This window comes from Actinacidiphila alni, from assembly GCF_900112845.1.
GTDB lineage: Bacteria > Actinomycetota > Actinomycetes > Streptomycetales > Streptomycetaceae > Actinacidiphila > Actinacidiphila alni.
The window spans coordinates 292919-311210 of the sequence record NZ_FONG01000001.1 but is presented as its reverse complement, the minus strand read 5'-3'; the positions used below and the strand labels follow the sequence as shown (position 1 = coordinate 311210).

15 protein-coding genes are annotated in these 18292 nt (G+C 72.6%); 10 read left to right on the top strand and 5 right to left on the bottom strand.

The annotated features are described in order from the left end of the window. Nucleotides 1-301: 301 nt before the first annotated feature. Both BM076_RS01345 and idi read left to right on the top strand, forming a co-directional pair. Nucleotides 302-1255, top strand: coding sequence for a cation diffusion facilitator family transporter (locus BM076_RS01345; RefSeq protein ID WP_093711422.1), 954 nt, complete (start codon nucleotides 302-304; stop codon nucleotides 1253-1255). A gap of 112 nt (nucleotides 1256-1367) precedes the next feature. Next, nucleotides 1368-2009, top strand: coding sequence for an isopentenyl-diphosphate Delta-isomerase (idi, locus tag BM076_RS01340; RefSeq protein ID WP_093711421.1), 642 nt, complete (start codon nucleotides 1368-1370; stop codon nucleotides 2007-2009). A gap of 9 nt (nucleotides 2010-2018) precedes the next feature. On the opposite strand, the gene BM076_RS01335 is transcribed toward idi, so the two are convergent. Further along, nucleotides 2019-2489, bottom strand: coding sequence for an ATP-binding protein (locus BM076_RS01335; RefSeq protein ID WP_093711718.1), 471 nt, complete (start codon nucleotides 2487-2489; stop codon nucleotides 2019-2021). A gap of 315 nt (nucleotides 2490-2804) precedes the next feature. Here BM076_RS01335 and BM076_RS01330 point away from each other — a divergent pair, with 315 nt between their 5' ends. Continuing rightward, the gene (locus tag BM076_RS01330; protein WP_093711420.1) at nucleotides 2805-3584 is read left to right on the top strand and encodes an enoyl-CoA hydratase/isomerase family protein; all 780 of its coding nucleotides are present in this window, start codon (nucleotides 2805-2807) and stop codon (nucleotides 3582-3584) included. Between the two features lie 96 nt (nucleotides 3585-3680). On the opposite strand, the gene BM076_RS01325 is transcribed toward BM076_RS01330, so the two are convergent. Together BM076_RS01325 and BM076_RS01320 are read right to left on the bottom strand one after the other, a co-directional pair. Continuing rightward, the gene (locus tag BM076_RS01325) at nucleotides 3681-4571 is read right to left on the bottom strand and encodes a DMT family transporter (protein ID WP_093711419.1); all 891 of its coding nucleotides are present in this window, start codon (nucleotides 4569-4571) and stop codon (nucleotides 3681-3683) included. A 136-nt stretch (nucleotides 4572-4707) separates the two neighbouring features. Further along, entirely contained in the window at nucleotides 4708-5523 is an 816-nt protein-coding gene (locus BM076_RS01320; protein ID WP_093711418.1) for a TrmB family transcriptional regulator, read from the bottom strand. A 312-nt stretch (nucleotides 5524-5835) separates the two neighbouring features. Here BM076_RS01320 and BM076_RS01315 point away from each other — a divergent pair, with 312 nt between their 5' ends. Next, nucleotides 5836-7905 carry a putative Ig domain-containing protein gene (locus tag BM076_RS01315; protein WP_245795634.1) on the top strand — a complete coding sequence of 690 codons (2070 nt, stop codon included), beginning with the start codon at nucleotides 5836-5838 and terminating at the stop codon, nucleotides 7903-7905. Nucleotides 7906-8015: 110 nt separating this feature from the next. On the opposite strand, the gene BM076_RS01310 is transcribed toward BM076_RS01315, so the two are convergent. Next, complete coding sequence (locus tag BM076_RS01310; RefSeq protein ID WP_093711416.1) at nucleotides 8016-8408, bottom strand: hypothetical protein; 393 nt, start codon at nucleotides 8406-8408, stop codon at nucleotides 8016-8018. Between the two features lie 168 nt (nucleotides 8409-8576). Then, nucleotides 8577-10217, bottom strand: a complete 1641-nt coding sequence (locus BM076_RS01305) for an ABC-F family ATP-binding cassette domain-containing protein (protein ID WP_093711415.1) — start codon at nucleotides 10215-10217, stop codon at nucleotides 8577-8579. 252 nt (nucleotides 10218-10469) lie between these two features. On the opposite strand from BM076_RS01305, the gene BM076_RS01300 reads away from it, so the two are divergent. From BM076_RS01300 to BM076_RS01275, 6 genes are all read left to right on the top strand, one after another. Then, the gene (locus BM076_RS01300) at nucleotides 10470-11435 is read left to right on the top strand and encodes an acyl-ACP desaturase (protein ID WP_093711414.1); all 966 of its coding nucleotides are present in this window, start codon (nucleotides 10470-10472) and stop codon (nucleotides 11433-11435) included. 108 nt (nucleotides 11436-11543) lie between these two features. Continuing rightward, entirely contained in the window at nucleotides 11544-12446 is a 903-nt protein-coding gene (locus tag BM076_RS01295) for an NADP-dependent oxidoreductase (RefSeq protein ID WP_093711413.1), read from the top strand. 131 nt (nucleotides 12447-12577) lie between these two features. Next, nucleotides 12578-13429, top strand: coding sequence for a TIGR03084 family metal-binding protein (locus tag BM076_RS01290; RefSeq protein WP_093711412.1), 852 nt, complete (start codon nucleotides 12578-12580; stop codon nucleotides 13427-13429). After that, nucleotides 13426-15015 carry an acyl-CoA carboxylase subunit beta gene (locus tag BM076_RS01285; RefSeq protein ID WP_093711411.1) on the top strand — a complete coding sequence of 530 codons (1590 nt, stop codon included), beginning with the start codon at nucleotides 13426-13428 and terminating at the stop codon, nucleotides 15013-15015. The genes BM076_RS01290 and BM076_RS01285 overlap by 4 nt, the downstream gene beginning before the upstream one ends. 14 nt (nucleotides 15016-15029) lie before the next feature. Further along, nucleotides 15030-17102: an acetyl/propionyl/methylcrotonyl-CoA carboxylase subunit alpha gene (locus BM076_RS01280; protein WP_093711410.1), complete on the top strand. Its 2073-nt coding sequence runs from the start codon at nucleotides 15030-15032 to the stop codon at nucleotides 17100-17102. Further along, nucleotides 17099-18289, top strand: coding sequence for an acyl-CoA dehydrogenase family protein (locus BM076_RS01275; RefSeq protein WP_093711409.1), 1191 nt, complete (start codon nucleotides 17099-17101; stop codon nucleotides 18287-18289). Before BM076_RS01280 ends, BM076_RS01275 begins: the two co-directional genes overlap by 4 nt. Nucleotides 18290-18292 lie beyond the last annotated feature (3 nt).

The following is an 18292-nucleotide window of genomic DNA, read 5'->3' as shown; positions in this document are numbered from 1 at the left end:
GGCACGACGGCCGAGGCTATCGGATGCGGGACGGCCGCCGTTCACCGGCCGTTCGCCTGGACTTGGCGTCCTCGGCGTGATCATCATCGTTGATCACCGCCGCCCGGACAACCGCCGCCCGCCGTACGCCGTACGGGTGATGTGCGCGGCGTTCCGGGTACCCCGTAGGCGTGGCTCATCACCGCAGGTCACCGCACATGACAACGGTCACCGGTACCGGCTTGCCCACGGTGGGTGACCGGTGTTGACTGACCGCCGCACGGCACGGCGATCCGGCGAGGGCGAGAGGGGGACGCGGCACATGGGGTCGGCACACGGGCACAGCCACGGCCACGGCCACAGTCATACGGGGCCGCCCGGCGACGGGACCGCGGGCGCGGCCTACCGCGGGCGGCTGCTGATCGCGCTGGGCATCACGGTGCTGGTGCTGACCGTCGAGGTGGTCGGCAGCGCGGTCACCGGCTCCCTGGCGCTGCTCGCCGACGCCGGTCACATGGCCACCGACGCGGCCGGCATCGCGATGGCGCTGCTGGCCATCCACATCGCCAACCGCCCCGCCAGCGAGCGCCGCACCTTCGGCTTCGCGCGCGCCGAGATCCTGGCGGCGGTGCTCAACGCGGTGCTGCTCTTCGGCGTCGGCGCCTTCATCTTCTACGAGGGCGTGCGGCGGCTGATCAGCCCGCAGCACATCGACGGCGGCGGCACCGTCCTCTTCGGAGCGATCGGTCTCGTCGCGAACTCGGTGTCACTCGTCGTACTGATGCGCGGGCAGAGCGAGAGTCTCAATGTGCGCGGCGCCTTCCTGGAGGTGATGGCGGACGCACTGGGGTCGCTCGCGGTGGTGGTGGCGGCCGTGGTGTTCCTCACCACCGGCTGGCGGCAGGCGGACCCGGTGGCCTCGCTGCTGATCGGCCTGATGATCGTGCCGCGCACCTGGCAGCTGCTGCGCGAGGCGGTCGACGTGCTGCTGGAGGCGGCGCCCAAGGGTGTGGACATGGCCGATGTGCGCAGCCACATCGAGGGGCTGCCGGGCGTGGAGGGCCTGCACGATCTGCACGTGTGGACGATCACCTCGGGGATGCCGGTGCTGTCCGCGCACGTGGTGGTCAGCCAGGAGGTCCTGGAGGCGGTGGGCTACGAGAAGATGCTGCACGATCTCCAGGGCTGCCTCGGCGCCCATTTCGACGTGGAGCACTGCACCTTCCAGCTGGAGCCGGTCGGGCACGCGGAGCACGAGGCGCGGCTGTGCCACTGAGCGGTGCGGCGGGTCGCGGGCGCGGGCGGCCGCACCGCCCGGTCGGGTGTGCCGATGGCGGCGCGCGGAGTGAGGCAGACTATGGGCTTGTCGTCGAACGCGAAGGATGGATATGCCCACCAGTCCTGCCACCGGCCGACCCGGCTCCCCCGCTACCGCGCCCTCGCCCAATGGAGTCGCCGAGCACAGCGTGACGGATCACGCCGTGGCGGAACAGATCCTGCTCGAACTCGTCGACGAGAACGGCGTGACGATCGGTACGGCCGAGAAGCTGTCGGCGCACCTCGCCCCGGGGCGGCTGCACCGGGCCTTCTCGGTGTTCCTCTTCGACGGCGCCGGCCGGCTGCTGCTCCAGCGGCGGGCGCTGGGCAAGTACCACTCCCCCGGTGTCTGGTCCAACACCTGCTGCGGGCACCCGTACCCCGGTGAGCAGCCCTTCGTGGCCGCCGCCCGGCGCACCGCCGAGGAGCTGGGCGCGGCGCCGGTGTCGATGCGCGCGGCCGGCACGGTCCGCTACAACCACCCGGACCCGGCGTCCGGCCTGGTGGAGCAGGAGTACAACCACCTGTTCGTGGGCGTGATCGGCGACGAGCTGCGGCCGGACCCGGAGGAGATCGACGAGACGGTCTTCGTCGGCCCGCGGGAGCTGGCGCGGCTGCGCGAGGAGGGCCCGTTCTCCGCGTGGTTCCAGACGGTGCTGGACGCGGCGCTGCCGGCGGTGCGCGAGGTCACCGGCGGTACGGCCGGCTGGTAGCCGCCGCCGTCACAGGGCGGTGGTCCGCAGCGGGAGCGCCGCCCAGATCACCTTGCCGCCGGTCGCGGTCTGCGTGATGTCGCACTGGCCACCCGCCTCCCCGGTGATCGTCTTCACCAGCAGCAGACCGCGTCCGCCGGTCTGGCCGTGGTCGGCCTCCAGTGCCTTGGGGCGGTAGGGGTGGTTGTCCTCCACGGCGACCCTGATCCAGTCGGCGCCGACCGCCACCTCAACGGCGATCTCGGGCGAGAGCACGGCGGCGTGCTTGACGGCGTTGGTGACCAGCTCGGAGACGATCAGCAGCAGCCCGTACAGGGTGTCCTCGTCGATCGGCACCCCCTGCTCCGCGACGAGCGCGCGCACCCCGCGCCGTACCTGCGGCACGGACGAGTCGAGGGCCGGGGCGGCGAACCGCCACACCCCCTCGTACGGTCTCGGGGCCGGAGCCTGATCGGGCGGGACGCTCCCGCGCACCTCCATGACCGCACCCACCATCGCTTTCGCGTGACGTGTCCCCGCGGGCCCCCGCCGGCGACCCCGGCAGTTTCCGCCTCACAGCTTCGAGTGTCCGGTCCGGCGGGAGCCGAGCAGGCCGGAAACCGTAAGTCCGCACCTTTCTGTAATTTTTGACCGGAAACGATCGCCGAGTGGTGCCGAGTGATCGGTTCGCGGTCGCTTCGGGACGCTTCTCGTACTGTTCGACCGGAGGCGTCTGCACGTGCACCGTAGGATCGACGGGCACCGGTCACCGCCGCACATGTCGCCCACCTTGACCTCCCTCCTTGAGGAGCACGCATGGCCACCTCCGGCCCCGGTCTGTCCGTCAGCATCGCCGACGGCACCGCGACCGTGACGATCAGCAATCCCGCGCGGCGCAACGCGATGACGACGGCCATGTGGGAGGAGCTGCCGGCGCTGCTCGACGGTCTCGCCGCCGACCCTGCCGTACGGGTGCTGGTGCTGACCGGTGCGGGCGACACCTTCTGCGCGGGCGCGGACATCACGGGGCTGGCGGACGCGGGCGGCTCGCACGCCCCGCAGGCCGCCGCGGTGGCCGCCGAGGAGGCGCTGGCCGCCTTCCCCAAGCCGACGGTCGCGGCGATCCGCGGCTACTGCGTGGGCGGCGGCTGCCAGCTCGCCGTCGCCTGCGATCTGCGCTTCGCCGCGCGCGGCTCCCGCTTCGGGGTGACGCCGGCGCGCCTCGGCATCGTCTACGCGCCTTCCTCCACCCGGCGGCTGGTCGACCTCACCGGCCCCGCCACCGCCAAGTACCTGCTGTTCTCGGCGGAGTTGATCGACGACGAGCGGGCGCTGCGTACCGGTCTGGTGGACGAGGTGCTGCCGGAGGACGAACTCGACAAGCGCGTACGGGACTTCGCCGACGTCCTACGGTCCCGCTCGCAGCTCACCCAGGCCGCCGCCAAGGAATTCGCGGCGTCCGCGGACGCCCCCGACGACACCCGGGCCGCCCACTGGCAGCGCAGGGCTGCCCTCAGCGGCGACACCGCCGAGGGCGTCGCCGCCTTCCTCGAACGCCGCGAGCCCCACTTCACCTGGACCCCGGAGTCGCCCTGACCGCCGTACGGCACCGGCGCACGACACCGCCGTACGACCGGCGGCGCGGCCGAAAACCGACGGTCGCGCCGTACGGGAGAACGGGCCGCAGGCCGGTCAGCGGAGCCGGGTCGCGCCGACCGGGACGCGGTCGGCGGTGCCCGGGGGCATGGCCGGGTGCCGGCCGAGGAGGACGACGCCGACGGTGATGGCGGCGAGCCCCGCCGCCTCCCAGGCGAGGGCGCCCGGGGTGACGCGGAGCCGGTCGCCGAGGAAACCTATGCCGCAGGCGATGCCGGCCAGCGGCTGGGCGGCGGTGAGCGCGGGCAGCGACATCCGCAGCGAGGCGGTCTCGAAGGCGCTCTGCACCAGCAGCATGCCGGTGAGCCCGATGACCGCGACGGTGTACGGCTGCCAGTGCACGGCGAGGGACGTGACCCCGTCGTCCTTGGCGATCTGGCTGCAGATCCGGGTCAGCGCGTCCTGGAGCCCGTAGAGCAGACCGGCGGCCAGCGCCAGCAGCGTCGCCTCGGAGGACGGCGGCAGCCGTTTGGCCGCGCCGACCAGCAGCAGCGCGAGCCCGGCGACGATGCCGAAGACCAGCCAGTGCCGCAGCGCGCCCGCCTCGGCGGTGCTGCCCCGCGGCTGGCCCGCCACGATGAAAACGGTCACGCCGAGCGCCAGCAGCGCGACCCCGCCCCAGCCGCTGAGGCCGAGCGACTGGCGCGGGGTGAGCCAGCGCGCCAGCGCCATGGCGAAGAGCAGATTGGTGGCGGTGAGCGGTTCGACGAGGGACACCTCGCCGTACGCGAGCGCGATCGCGCCGAGGACCTGGCCGCAGACCATCAGGCCGACGCCGAGCAGCCAGTCCGGCATCCGCATCAGGTGCAGCAGCAGCCGGAAGGAGAGGAAGTCCGCGAGCGAGGCACGCGCCGCCGCACGCTGCTGCAGCACGAAGCCGAGGCCGAGGCAGCACGCGGCACTGACTCCCAGCAGGAACACGGCCACGCGGTCACTGTATAGGCAGCCGCCCCGCGACAGCGGGGTTCCGTGCTCTTCGCCACAGGTCCGCGTCGCCTTCAGGACAGGACGCGGAGAGCCCTCGCGGCCCCATACGCGTCAGGGCCCGCTGCCGCCGTACGCGTCACGCCTGCTGCTGCGGAACCGTTTGCGCGCCCTCCCAGACGGTCAGGAACGCCAGCCGCAGGCACGCGGCGAGCGCCGGGTGCTCGATGTAGAGCGCGGTCGTCGCGCCGGTCCCGGCCACCGGGTCCGGCATGTCGCAGAGCACCAGCGAGGCGTCGGCGACCACCAGCTTCAGCGGCAGGTCGGCGGTGAAGCGGTGCTCCTCGCCCGCGGCGCCGAACCGGCGGACGCTCTCGCGCACCGCCGCGTCGTCCAGCGAGTCGTGGGTGTAGATCGCCCGCACCGAGCCGCCGGACCGGCGCAGCCGGCGCACCACCTTGATGCCCGGGGTGTTGGCGGCCGGGGCGACGAAGGGCGGTTTGCAGAAGCTGAGCAGTTCGTGGGTGGCCTGGCCCTGGATGTCGGTGAACGCCTCGGCTATCGACTTGGGGTCGCGCAGGATCTCGACGTAGTCCATCGGCACGGTCTGGGTACGGCCGTCCGCCCAGACCGGGACGAGGGCCGCGGTCAGCGCGGAGGAGACCCGGTCCAGGCGCTCCAGGGTCTCGCGCTGGAGCGCCATCAGCCGGGCGACGGCCAGCTCCGGCGCGACCGCGGAGAAGGTGGCGACCCGGCCGGGCCGGGTGCTGGCCAGCCGCCGCCGCACCAGTGCGTCGAGCACGTCGTACACCCGCTGCCGCGGCACGTCCGCCTCCCGGGCGACCTCGGCCGCGGTGTACGACTCGCGCCGCACGAGGGCGAGGTACACCCGCGCCTCGTACCGCGCGAGACCCAGCGCGACAAGGTCGTTGACCGGTCCTTCCTCCGTCTCCATGGCGCCACAACGTATACGGCGGAGATCGTTCTGCGGAAGCGAGCCGGGGGTGGATCCAGGCCGATCCGAGGGGAACTCTTTGCCATTGGCCGGTAGTCCCTTGGTGCCGAGTTCACTACGTTCATCCTCGGCCACCACTCAACGGGGTGGCAATCGACAGTAGTTGACATCCGTTGACATCCCGATCACCAGTGAACGTGCGCCACACGAAGTCCCCAGGCGTTGCCGTCGCATGATCGGTTGTCATGACCGTGACATGAAGATCGGCGCCGGACGCCCTCGGGAGCGGATCCCCCCATGGAGGGCAGTTCATTGAAGTCGTCACACCCCGGCCGGACCAGACGCGCCGTACGCCGTACGGCCGTCGCCGTACTGTCGGCCGCGGCTCTGGTCACCGGTGGCCTGCTGGCCACCGCGGCACCGTCCGTCGCCGCCCCGGCCGCGAGCAGTTCCGCCGCCTCCTCCCACGCGGCGGCGTCGACCGGCGCGTCCACGGCATCGACCGGCGCTTCCTCCACCGCGCACACCCAGCGCCTGTGCGCCGCCCCGGCCAAGAAGGGTCAGATGGCCTGCATGGCGCTGACCCGTACCGATGTCATGCACCACCTCGGCATCACCCCGAACGCCACCCCGTCCGGCTACGGACCCACCGACCTGCAGAGCGCCTACGCGCTGCCGTCGTCGGCGGGCGCCGGGGCGACCGTGGCCATCGTGGACGCGCAGGACGACCCCAACGCGGCGGCCGACCTCAACACCTACCGCTCGCAGTACGGTCTGCCGGCCTGCACCACGGCCAACGGCTGCTTCAAGAAGATCAACCAGAACGGCTCCACCACGTCACTGCCGAGCCCCGACTCCGGCTGGGCCGGCGAGATCTCGCTCGACCTCGACATGGTGAGCGCGGTCTGCCCGCAGTGCCACATCCTGCTGGTCGAGGCCACCTCGGCGAGCATGGACGACCTGGGCACCGCGGTGAACCAGGCCGTCGCCCAGGGCGCGAAGTACGTGTCCAACAGCTACGGCGGCAGCGAGGACTCCTCGGACACCACCGCGGACTCGCAGTACTTCAACCACCCGGGCGTCGCCATCACCGTCAGCTCCGGTGACGAGGGCTACGGCGCGGAGTACCCGGCCGCCTCGAAGTACGTCACCGCCGTCGGCGGCACCGCGCTCAAGCGTGCCAGCGGCACCACCCGCGGCTGGTCCGAGACGGTCTGGAACACCTCGAGCACCGAGGGCACCGGTTCCGGCTGCTCCGCCTACGACGCCAAGCCCACCTGGCAGACCGACACCGGCTGCTCCAAGCGCACCATCGCCGACGTCTCCGCCGTCGCCGACCCGGCCACCGGCCTCGCCGTCTACGACAGCTACCAGGCGTCCGGCTGGCAGGTCTACGGCGGCACCAGCGCCTCGTCGCCGATCATCGCCTCCGTCTACGCGCTGGCCGGCACCCCGGCCGCGAACACCACCCCGGCCTCCTACCCCTACTCCCACACCGGTTCGCTCAACGACGTGACCAGCGGCTCCAACGGTTCGTGCGGCGGCAGCTACCTGTGCACCGCCAAGTCCGGCTACGACGGCCCGACGGGTCTCGGTACGCCGAACGGCACGGCCGCCTTCACCAACGGCGGTTCCACCGGCGGCAACACCGTGACGGTCACCAACCCGGGCAGCCAGTCGACCGTGGTGAACACCGCGGCCAGCCTGCAGATCCACGCGACCGACTCGGCGTCGGGCCAGACCCTGACCTACAGTGCGACGGGCCTGCCCGCCGGTCTGTCGATCAACGCCTCCAGCGGTCTGATCTCCGGCACCCCGACCGCCACCGGCACCTCGAACGTCACGGTCACCGTCAAGGACGGCACGAACGCCAGCGGTACCGCGTCCTTCTCCTGGGCGGTCACGACCTCGGGCGGTGGCGGCACCTGCACCAGCGCGCAGCTGCTGACGAACCCGGGCTTCGAGAGCGGCGCCACCGGCTGGACCCAGTCCTCCGGCGTCATCGACAACAGCACCAGCGCCCCCGCCCACTCCGGCTCCTACAAGGCATGGCTGGACGGCTACGGCACCACCCACACCGACACCCTCTCCCAGTCGGTCACCATCCCCTCCACCTGCACCAGCGCCACCTTCACCTTCTACCTCTACGTCAGCAGCCAGGAGACCACCACCAGCACCGCCTACGACAAGCTCACCGTCGCAGCCGGCAGCACCACCCTGGCCACCTACTCCAACCTCAACAAGGGCAGCGGCTACGTCCAGCGCTCGGTCAACCTCTCCTCCTACAAGGGCCAGACCGTCACCCTGAAGTTCACCGGCACCGAGGACTCCAGCCTCGCCACCTCCTTCCTCATCGACGACACCGCCGTCAACGTCAGCTGACGCCCGTCGGGTGATGTGAAGGATCCAGCGAGTGTGAAGGATTCAGTAGGAAAATGATCGTCGGACCCGGGTCGGCCCCCACTGCCGACCCGGGTCCGGCGATTTTCCGATCACCGCACGTCGACGGTGATCTTCCACCCCGCGATGGCATGGCAGGACATGGCACCGGGGGTGGCGCCGGGGCAGGCGTGCCGGAAGCCGCTCAGCACGGCGGTGCCCGCCCGCGCGCCGCGGTAGACGCCGGGAGAGATCTCGGAGAGCGCGTCGCCCTGCTCGCCGGGAGGCTGGTCGCCGGGGGCGAGCGTGACCTTCAGCGTGCTGCCGACGCTCAGGCACACCTCACGGCCGTCGGCCCCGCCGCCCGGGGCGACCGTCAGGTCGCCGCAGACCGGCCGGGTGCTCGTGGCGCTCGGGTCCGGCGCGCCCACGCGGACTCCGGTGGCCGAGCCGCAGCCGGCCACCAGCAGTACAGCGGCAACCGCGGCGAGCGTCCGAGCGCGCATCCCTGTCCTCCTCCGGCGGCCGACCCGCACGGCCGGGTCCGGGGTTCCGCCCCGGGGGCCGCTCGGTGCCGGTCAAGGATGGGACGCAGCCGGGCCCGTACGGGTTCCCTCGGCTCGCACGGAAGGGGCTGGGGCCTGTCCGTGCGGCTCGTACCGGACTCGCGGGCCCTAGCTCTCGGTGATCCGGCCGTCCGCGACGGCGATCCGGCGCGTGGTGTGCACCGCGTCCAGCATCCGCCGGTCGTGCGTGACCAGAAGCAGCGTGCCCTCGTACGATGCCAGCGCCGATTCGAGCTGCTCGATGGCGGGCAGGTCGAGGTGGTTGGTCGGCTCGTCCAGGACCAGCAGATTGACGCCGCGGGCCTGGAGCAGTGCGAGCGCGGCGCGGGTGCGCTCACCCGGCGAGAGGGTCGCGGCCGGGCGCAGCACATGCGCGGCCTTGAGCCCGAACTTGGCCAGCAGCGTACGGATGTCGGCCGGTTCCATGTCGGGCGCGGGCGCCCGGAAGGCGTCGAGCAGCGTCTCCTGGCCGCGGAAGAGGGCGCGGGCCTGGTCGACCTCGCCGACCAGCACACCGGGCCCGAGCGTGCTCTGCCCCTCGTCCAGCGGCAGCCTGCCGAGCAGCGCGGCCAGCAGCGTGGACTTGCCGGAGCCGTTGGCGCCGGTGATGGCGACCCGGTCCGCCCAGTCGATCTGCAGGTCGACCGGGCCGAAGGCGAAGTCGCCGCGGCGCGCCTTCGCGCCGCGCAGGGTGGCGACCACGGCGCCGGAGCGGGGCGCGGCGGCGATCTCCATCCGCAGCTCCCACTCCTTGCGCGGCTCCTCGACCACCTCGAGGCGCTCGATCAGGCGGTCGGTCTGCCGGGCCTTGGCGGCCTGCTTCTCACTGCCCTCGGCGCGCGCCTTGCGGGCGATCTTGTCGTGGTCGGGCGCCTTGCGCATGGCGTTCCTGACGCCCTTGTCCATCCAGCCGCGCTGCATCCGGGCGCGTGCTTCGAGACCGGCCTTGGTGTCGGCGTACTCCTCGTACTCCTCGCGGGCGTGCCGCCGGGCCGTCGCGCGCTCCTCCAGGTAGGCGGCGTAACCGCCGCCGTAGGTGCTGACCTGCTGCTGGGCGAGGTCGAGTTCCACGACGGTGGTGACGGTGCGGCTGAGGAATTCGCGGTCGTGGCTGACCAGGACGGTGCCGGCGCGCAGGCCGCCGACGAACTTCTCCAGCCGTTCCAGTCCGTCGAGGTCGAGGTCGTTGGTGGGCTCGTCCAGCAGGAAGACGTCGTAGCGGCTGAGCAGCAGCGAGGCGAGGCCGGCGCGGGCGGCCTGGCCGCCGGACAGCGAGAACATCGACTGGTCGAGGTCGATGCCCAGGCCCAGCGAGGCGGTGGCCTCCTCGGCGCGTTCGTCCAGGTCGGCGCCGCCGAGCGCGAGCCAGCGGTCGAGCCCTTCCGCGTACGCGTCGTCGGCGCCGGGCGCCTCGTCCACCAGGGCCTGGGTGGCGGCGTCGAGTGCGGCCTGCGCGGCGGCGACGCCGGTGCGGCGGGCCAGGAATTCGCGCACGCTCTCGCCGCCGGGCAGCCGCTCGGGCTCCTGCGGCAGATGGCCCACGGTGGCGGTGGCCGGGCTCAGCCGCAGCGAGCCGTCCTCGGGGGTCGCGAGCCCGGCGAGCAGCCGCAGCAGGGTGGACTTGCCCGCGCCGTTGGCGCCGACCAGACCGATGACGTCGCCGGGGGCGACGACCAGGTCGAGACCGGAGAACAGCACACGGTCGCCGTGTCCGGCGGCCAGATTCTTGGCGACGAGAGTGGCACTCATAAGGGGCCGGAGTTTATCGGGTGCGGCGGGACCGGGTCGAAAGCCTTTCACCGGCAGGCGGCCGGGCCGGCGAACGGAGCCGGCGAACGGAGTCGGCGCCCGGACCCGCCCCCCGGCGGCCGGGCCCGCCACCTGCGGCGGTTGCTTCTTATCTCCCCTTAACCTACGGTTGCGTAAGTTACGGAGGCGTAGGTGCGTGTCACCCTGCCCCGCCTTCGTACCTGTCCTGCTCCCGTCCCCCCTGGAGACCCCGTGACCCTGACCTCGCCCGACCGTGCCCGTACCGACGTCTGGAGCGACGCGACGTTGCTCTACGCGCTGGAGGAGGTCGTCGAGCGGGAGCTGAACCGGCATCTCGGCGTCGCCAAGGAGTGGATGCCCCACGAGTACGTCCCGTGGAGCGACGGCCGGAATTTCGACGGGATCATGGGCGGCGACGCCTGGGCGCCCGACCAGTCGAAGGTCACCGATGTCGGCCGGATCTCCCTCGTGGTGAATCTGCTGACCGAGGACAATCTGCCCAGCTACCACCACGAGATCGCCACCCTCTTCGGCCGCGACGGCGCCTGGGGCACCTGGGTGCACCGCTGGACCGCGGAGGAGGGCCGGCACGCGATCGTCATGCGCGACTATCTGCTGACGTCCCGCGCGGTCGACCCGGTCGAGCTGGAGCGCTTCCGCATGCAGCACATGTCGGAGGGCTTCGAGCACGACCACCGGCACAGCATGGTGCACTCGGTGGCGTACGTCGCCTTCCAGGAGCTGGCGACCCGGGTCTCGCACCGCAACACCGGCCGCCAGTCCGGCGATCCGGTGTGCGACCGGATGCTCGCCCGGATCGCCACCGACGAGAACCTGCACATGGTCTTCTACCGCAATCTGCTGGCCGCGGCGCTGGAGCTGGCGCCCGACCTGGCGCTGCGCGCGATCCGTGACGTGGTGGTGGAATTCCGCATGCCGGGCCACGGCATGCCGGGCTTCGAGCGGGCCGCGGCCCGGATGGCGATCGGCGGCATCTACAACCTGCGGATCCACCACGACGACGTGCTCCAGCCGGTGCTGCGCCATCTGAAGGTGCTGGAGATCTCCGGGCTCGGCCCCGAGGGACTCCAGGCCCAGCAGGAACTCGGCATGTTCATGGGCGGTCTCAACGAGCAGGCCACGCGCTTCGACGAGCGCCGCGAGGCCATGCTCGCCCGGCGGGCCGCCCGCGGCTGACCTGCGCGCCGCCGCTCGGTGTCGTAGCGTGTCGGGGGACGAACGCTGTTCGCCGCCGGGCAGCACGGCGGCGAACCCACCGGTGTGCGGGCGGGATCGGAGCGAGCGATGAAGGCAGTGCGTTTCAGCCGGTTCGGCGGCCCCGAGGTGCTGGAGCTGGTGGAGCTGCCGGACCCGCACCCCGGTCCCGGTCAGGTACGGATCGCGGTGCGCGCGGCGGGCCTCAACCCGAGCGACTGGAAGAAGCGCGAGGGCCTGATGGACCAGGAGCTGCCGCAGACCATGGGCCACGAGGCGGCCGGCGTCGTGGACGAGGTCGGTGCGGGCGTCACCGACGCCGCCGTCGGTGACCGGGTGTTCGGCTTCACCGCCGAGGAGGCCGCCCAGGCCGAGTCGGCCGTCCTCGCGCACTACGCGCCGATCCCGGCCGTGCTGGGTTTCGCCGCCGCTGCCGCGCTGCCGGCCGCCGTCGAGACGGCCACCCGCGCGCTGGACACGCTCGGCGTCGCGGCCGGGCACACGCTGCTCGTCAACGGCGCGTCAGGCAATGTCGGCGGCGCCGCGGTCCAGCTCGCGGTGGCGCGCGGCGCGCGGGTGATCGGCACGGCGGGCGCCGCCAACCACGACTATCTGCGCGCGCTCGGCGCCGAGCCGGTCGCGTACGGCGCGGGCCTCGCCGGCCGGGTGCGGGCGCTCGTCCCGGGCGGTGTCGACCGGGCGCTCGACGTGGCGGGCAGCGGTGTGCTGCCGGAGCTGATCGGGCTCGCGGGCGGCGCGGAACATGTGGTGACGGTCGCCGATTTCGCGGGCGCCCAGGAGCACGGCGTCACCTTCAGCCGCGGTGACACCGGCCGCGCGCTCCATGTGCTGTCCGAGATCGGCCCCTTGATCGAGTCCGGGCGCTTCGCCGTCCCCGACGTACGGACGTATCCGCTGGCCGAGGTCGCGGCGGCGCACCGGGCGGGCGAGGCCGGCGGGGTACGCGGAAAGCTGGTGCTGGTCGTCGGCTGAGGTGGGCGGACGGACGGCGGGTCCGGGAGGCCGCTGTTCGTGATCGCCCCGAAGGGGGTCGTGATCGGCCGCAGAAACAATCATGCACGCATGCTTGATTGTTGACGGCCCCCGCTGCCACTCTCGTCCCCATGGCCGATCCGCAGTCCGTCCGTACCGTGCTGGCCGATCTCCGGGCCGAAAGCGACGCGCTCGACAGCCTGGTGGCCGGGCTCGCGCCCGCCGACTGGGCCGCCCCGACACCGGCCGAGGGCTGGACCGTCGCCCATCAGATCTCCCATCTGCGCTGGACCGACGCCAAGGCGCTGCTGGCCGTCGAGGACGCCGACGCCTTCACCCGCGAGGCCGGCGGGGCGACGGCCCCGCTCGGCACCTATGTGGAGGCCGGCGCCCGTGAGGGCGCCTCCTGGGCGCCGCCCGTGCTGCTGGAGCGCTGGCGCTCGGGCCGGGCGCGGCTGTGGGCCACGCTCACCGGGCAGCCGCCGGACCGCCGATTCCCTTGGTACGGGCCGCCGATGAGCACCGCGTCGATGGCGACGGGGCGGCTGATGGAGACCTGGGCGCACGGCGAGGACATCGCCGACGCACTGGGCGTCGTCCGTACGCCGACGCGCAGGCTGTGGCACGTGGCCCGGATCGCGGTCAGGGCACGGGACTTCGCCTACGCCGTGCACGGACGCACCCCGCCGGGCGCGCAATTCCGGGTCGAACTCACCGCGCCGGACGGCACTTTGTGGGCCTTCGGCCCGGAGGACGCCGAGCAGCGGGTCACCGGTCCCGCGCTCGACTTCTGTCTGCTGGCGGTGCGGCGCAGGCACCGCGACGACGTGGCCGTACGGGCCCAAGGGGCGGACGCCGACGCCTGGTTGTCGATCGCGCAGGCTTTCGCGGGGGCGCCGGGCACGGGGCGGGCGCCGCGCGGTGCGGGTTCGGCGCCCGGCACGGCGACAGCAGCCGACTCCATCGAGGGGAGCACGTCATGACCGGACTCGGCGTCACCGAGGCGGACTTCGCCGAGCGGCGGGCCGCGATGCTGGAGCGGCTCGCCGAGGTGGAGAGCGCGCATGCGGCGGCACTGGCCGGCGGCGGCGCCAAGTACCAGGAGCGGCACCGCGGGCGCGGCAAGCTGCTCGCCCGCGAACGGATCGAGCTGCTGCTCGACCCCGACACCCCGTTCCTCGAACTCTCCCCGCTCGCGGGCTGGGGCAGCGACTTCACGGTGGGCGCGTCGCTGGTCACCGGGATCGGCGTGGTCGAGGGCGTGGAGTGCCTGATCACCGCCAACGATCCGACGGTGCGCGGCGGCGCAAGCAATCCCTGGACGCTGAAGAAGGCCCTGCGGGCCAACGAGATCGCCTTCGCCAACCGCCTGCCGGTGATCAGCCTGGTGGAGTCGGGCGGCGCGGATCTGCCCAGCCAGAAGGAGATCTTCATCCCCGGCGGCGCCCTCTTCCGGGATCTGACCCGGCTGTCGGCGGCCGGAATCCCCACGGTGGCCGTGGTGTTCGGCAATTCCACGGCCGGCGGCGCCTACATACCGGGCATGTCCGACCACGTGGTGATGGTCAAGGAGCGGTCCAAGGTCTTCCTCGGCGGGCCACCGCTGGTGAAGATGGCGACGGGCGAGGAGAGCGACGACGAGTCACTGGGCGGCGCCGACATGCACGCCCGCCGCTCCGGCCTGGCCGACTACTTCGCGCTGGACGAACCGGACGCGCTGCGCACCGCGCGCCGGATCGTCGCCCGCCTCAACTGGCGCAAATCCGGGGCCGATCCGCGCCCCGATCCGCTGCCGCCGCTCTTCGACGAGGAAGAGCTGCTGGGCATCGTGCCCGGCGACCTGCGCACCCCCTTCGACCCGCGCGACGTGATCGCGCGGATCACCGACGGCTCCGAATTCGACGAGTTCAAGCCGCTGTACGGGCCGAGCCTGGCCACCGGCTGGGCGGAGGTGCACGGCTATCCGGTCGGCATCCTCGCCAACGCCCAAGGGGTGCTGTTCAGCGCGGAGTCGCAGAAGGCCGCGCAGTTCATCCAGCTTGCCAACCAGCGCGACATACCGCTGCTGTTCCTGCACAACACGACCGGCTACATGGTCGGCCGCGAGTACGAGCAGGGCGGCATCATCAAGCACGGCGCGATGATGATCAACGCCGTCGCCAATTCGCGTGTCCCGCACATCTCCGTGCTGATCGGGGCGAGTTACGGCGCCGGGCACTACGGGATGTGCGGGCGCGCCTTCGACCCACGCTTCCTTTTCGCCTGGCCGAGCGCCAAATCGGCGGTGATGGGCCCGGCACAGCTCGCCGGGGTGCTGTCCATCGTCGCCCGGCAGTCGGCGGCGGCCAAGGGCAGACCGTACGACGAGGAGGGCGACGCGGCCCTGCGCGCCATGGTGGAGCAGCAGATCGAGTCCGAGTCGCTGCCGATGTTCCTGTCCGGGCGACTCTACGACGACGGTGTGATCGACCCGCGCGACACCCGTACGGTGCTCGGCCTGTGCATGTCCGCCGTCCACGGCGCGCCGGTCGAGGGCGCGCGCGGCGGCTTCGGCGTCTTCCGGATGTGAGGGGTCCTTTTCCGATGACCGATGCGACGACGACTTCGACCGGTGACACCCCGTCAGATGCCGGGCAGGCGCGGCAGATCCGCTCCGTCCTGGTGGCCAACCGCGGCGAGATCGCCCGCCGGGTCTTCCGCACCTGCCGCACGCTGGGCATCGCCACCGTGGCGGTGTACGCGGACGCCGACGCGGAAGCCGCCCATGTGCGCGAGGCGGACGCGGCGGTGCGGCTGCCCGGGAACGCGCCCGCCGACACCTACCTTCGGGCCGATCTGCTGGTGGCTGCGGCCGTGGCGGCGGGCGCGGACGCCGTGCACCCCGGCTACGGCTTCCTGTCGGAGAACGCCGACTTCGCGCGGGCGGTGACGGCGGCCGGGCTGGTGTGGATCGGGCCGCCGCCGGACGCCGTCGAGGCGATGGGGTCCAAGACCCGGGCCAAGGAGCTGATGGACGGGGCGGGTGTGCCGCTGTTCGCGGCGCTCGACCCCGGGCGGGTCACGGCCTCCGATCTGCCGCTGCTGGTGAAGGCCGCGGCGGGCGGCGGCGGGCGCGGTATGCGGGTGGTGCGCGAACTGGCGGCACTGGAGGGCGAGTTGACCGCCGCGCGGGCCGAGGCCGCAGCGGCCTTCGGCGACGGCGAGGTGTTCGTCGAGCCGTACGCGGAGGGCGCCCGGCACATCGAGGTGCAAGTGCTGGCCGACGCGCACGACACGGTGTGGGTGCTCGGCGAGCGCGACTGCTCGCTGCAGCGGCGGCACCAGAAGGTGATCGAGGAGACCCCGGCGCCGGGCATCGCCGACGGCCTGCGGCGCGATCTGCACGAGGCCGCCGCGCGCGCGACCCGCACCATCGGCTACACCGGCGCGGGCACGGTGGAATTCCTGGTCTCCCGCGACGGCCGGCCGTACTTCCTGGAGATGAACACCCGGCTCCAGGTGGAGCATCCGGTCACCGAGTGCGTGACCGGCCTCGATCTGGTCGCGGCGCAGATCCGGGTCGCGGAGGGCGCCGCCCTCGACCCGTCGCCGCCGCCGTCGCGCGGTCACGCGATCGAGGCCAGGCTCTACGCGGAGGACCCCGGACGGGACTGGCAGCCGCAACCGGGCGCCCTGCACCGCTTCGAACTGCCTGATGTGGACACCGAGTTCGCGGTACTGCCCGAGCGCACCGCCGGACTGCGGCTGGACGCAGGCGTGACCGGCGGCGAGGCGATCGGCGTGCACTACGACCCGATGCTCGCCAAGGTGATCGCCTGGGCGCCGACCCGCGCCGAGGCCGTACGGCGGCTCGCGCACGCGCTGGAGCGGGCCCGGCTGCACGGTCCGGTCACCAATCGCGACCTGCTGGTACGGGCGCTGCGGCACCCGGACTTCGGCGCGGCCCGGCTGGACACCGGCTTCCTGGGGCGCCATCTGCCGGCGCTGACCGGGGCGGCCGGCCCGGAGGCACCTGATCGCGGGCGCTTCGCGGCACTGGCCGCGGCCCTGGCGGACACGGCGCGCCGCACCTCGGCGGCCGGGCCCGTCCTGGTACGGCTCGGCGGCTGGCGGAACGTTCCCTCGCAACCGCAGGTGAAACGCTTCCGCTCCGAGCCCGACGGCCGGGAGTACGAGGTCGGCTACCGGCTCGGCCGCGCCGGTCTCGACGCCGCCGGGGGCGAGGGGGGCGAGGACTACGCGGGCGTCCGGCTGGTGTCGGCGGCGCCGCACCGGGTCGTCCTCGACATCGACGGGGTGCGGCGGACCTTCGAGGTCGCCACATACGCCGACACCTCACCCGTACGGGTGTTCGTCGATTCCCCGTTCGTGTCATCCGCCTTCAGTGTGCTGCCGCGCTTCGCACCGCCGCAGGAGCAGACCCCGCAGGGCTCACTGCTGGCGCCGATGCCGGGCACCGTCATCCGGATAGGTGAATTCTCGCCCGGCGACCGCGTCGAAAAGGGCCGCCCGCTGCTCTGGCTCGAAGCGATGAAGATGGAGCACGTCATCACCGCCCCCACCACGGGGACGCTCACCGAACTGACCGCCGAGGTCGGCCGACAGGTCGACGTGGGCGCCGTACTCGCCGTCGTCAAGGAGGACACCACGCCATGAGCACCGCCCAAGGCACCTTCGACAGCGCGCTGCTGGAGAGCGAGGAGCGGCGCGCGCTCCGCAAGGCCGTCGGCGACCTCGGCCGCCGCTACGGCCGCGACTACTTCACCGCCGCCGTCCGCGCGGGCAAGCACACCGACGAGCTGTGGCAGGAGGCCGGCGCCCTGGGCTATCTCGGGGTCAATCTGCCCGAGGAGTACGGCGGCGGGGGCGGCGGCCTGGCCGAACTCTCCATCGTCCTGGAGGAGTTGGGCGCGGCCGGCTGTCCGCTGCTGCTGCTCATCGTCTCCCCCGCGATCTGCGGCACGGTGATCGCCCGCTTCGGCACCGACGAGCAGAAGCGCGCCTGGCTGCCGGGGATCGCCGACGGTTCGCGGCGGATGGCGTTCGGCATCACCGAGCCGGACGCCGGGTCCAACTCGCACCGGATCACCACCACCGCGCGCCGCGACCCGGACACCGGCGGCTGGCTGCTCACCGGCCGCAAGGTCTTCGTCTCCGGTGTCGACATCGCCGACGCGACGCTGATCGTGGGCCGGACCGAGGACGCGCGCACGGGCAAGCTCAAGCCGTGCCTGTTCATCGTGGACCGCGAGACGCCCGGCTTCGAATATCGCAGGATCGAGATGGAACTGGCCGCACCCGAGAAGCAGTTCCAGCTCTTCCTCGACGATGTGGCGCTGCCCGCCGAGGCGTTGGTGGGCGACGAGGACGCCGGGCTGCTCCAGCTGTTCGCCGGGCTCAATCCGGAGCGGATCATGACGGCCGCCTTCTCCATCGGGATGGGCCGCTACGCGCTGGACAAGGCCGTGGACTACGCCAAGTCCCGGCAGGTGTGGCAGGCGCCGATCGGCTCGCACCAGGCCATCGCGCACCCGCTCGCCCAAGCCCACATCGAGCTGGAGCTGGCCCGGCTGATGATGCACAAGGCCGCCTATCTCTATGACGCGGGCGACGACATGGGCGCGGGCGAGGCGGCGAACATGGCGAAGTACGCGGCGGCGGAGGCCGGCGCCAAGGCCGTCGACCAGGCGGTGCACACCCTCGGCGGCAACGGCCTCACCACCGAGTACGGGCTCGCCTCCCTGCTCACCGCGTCCCGGGTCGGCCGGATAGCCCCGGTCAGCCGGGAGATGATCCTCAATTTCGTCTCGCACCACACGCTGCGCCTGCCCAAGTCCTACTGAGAC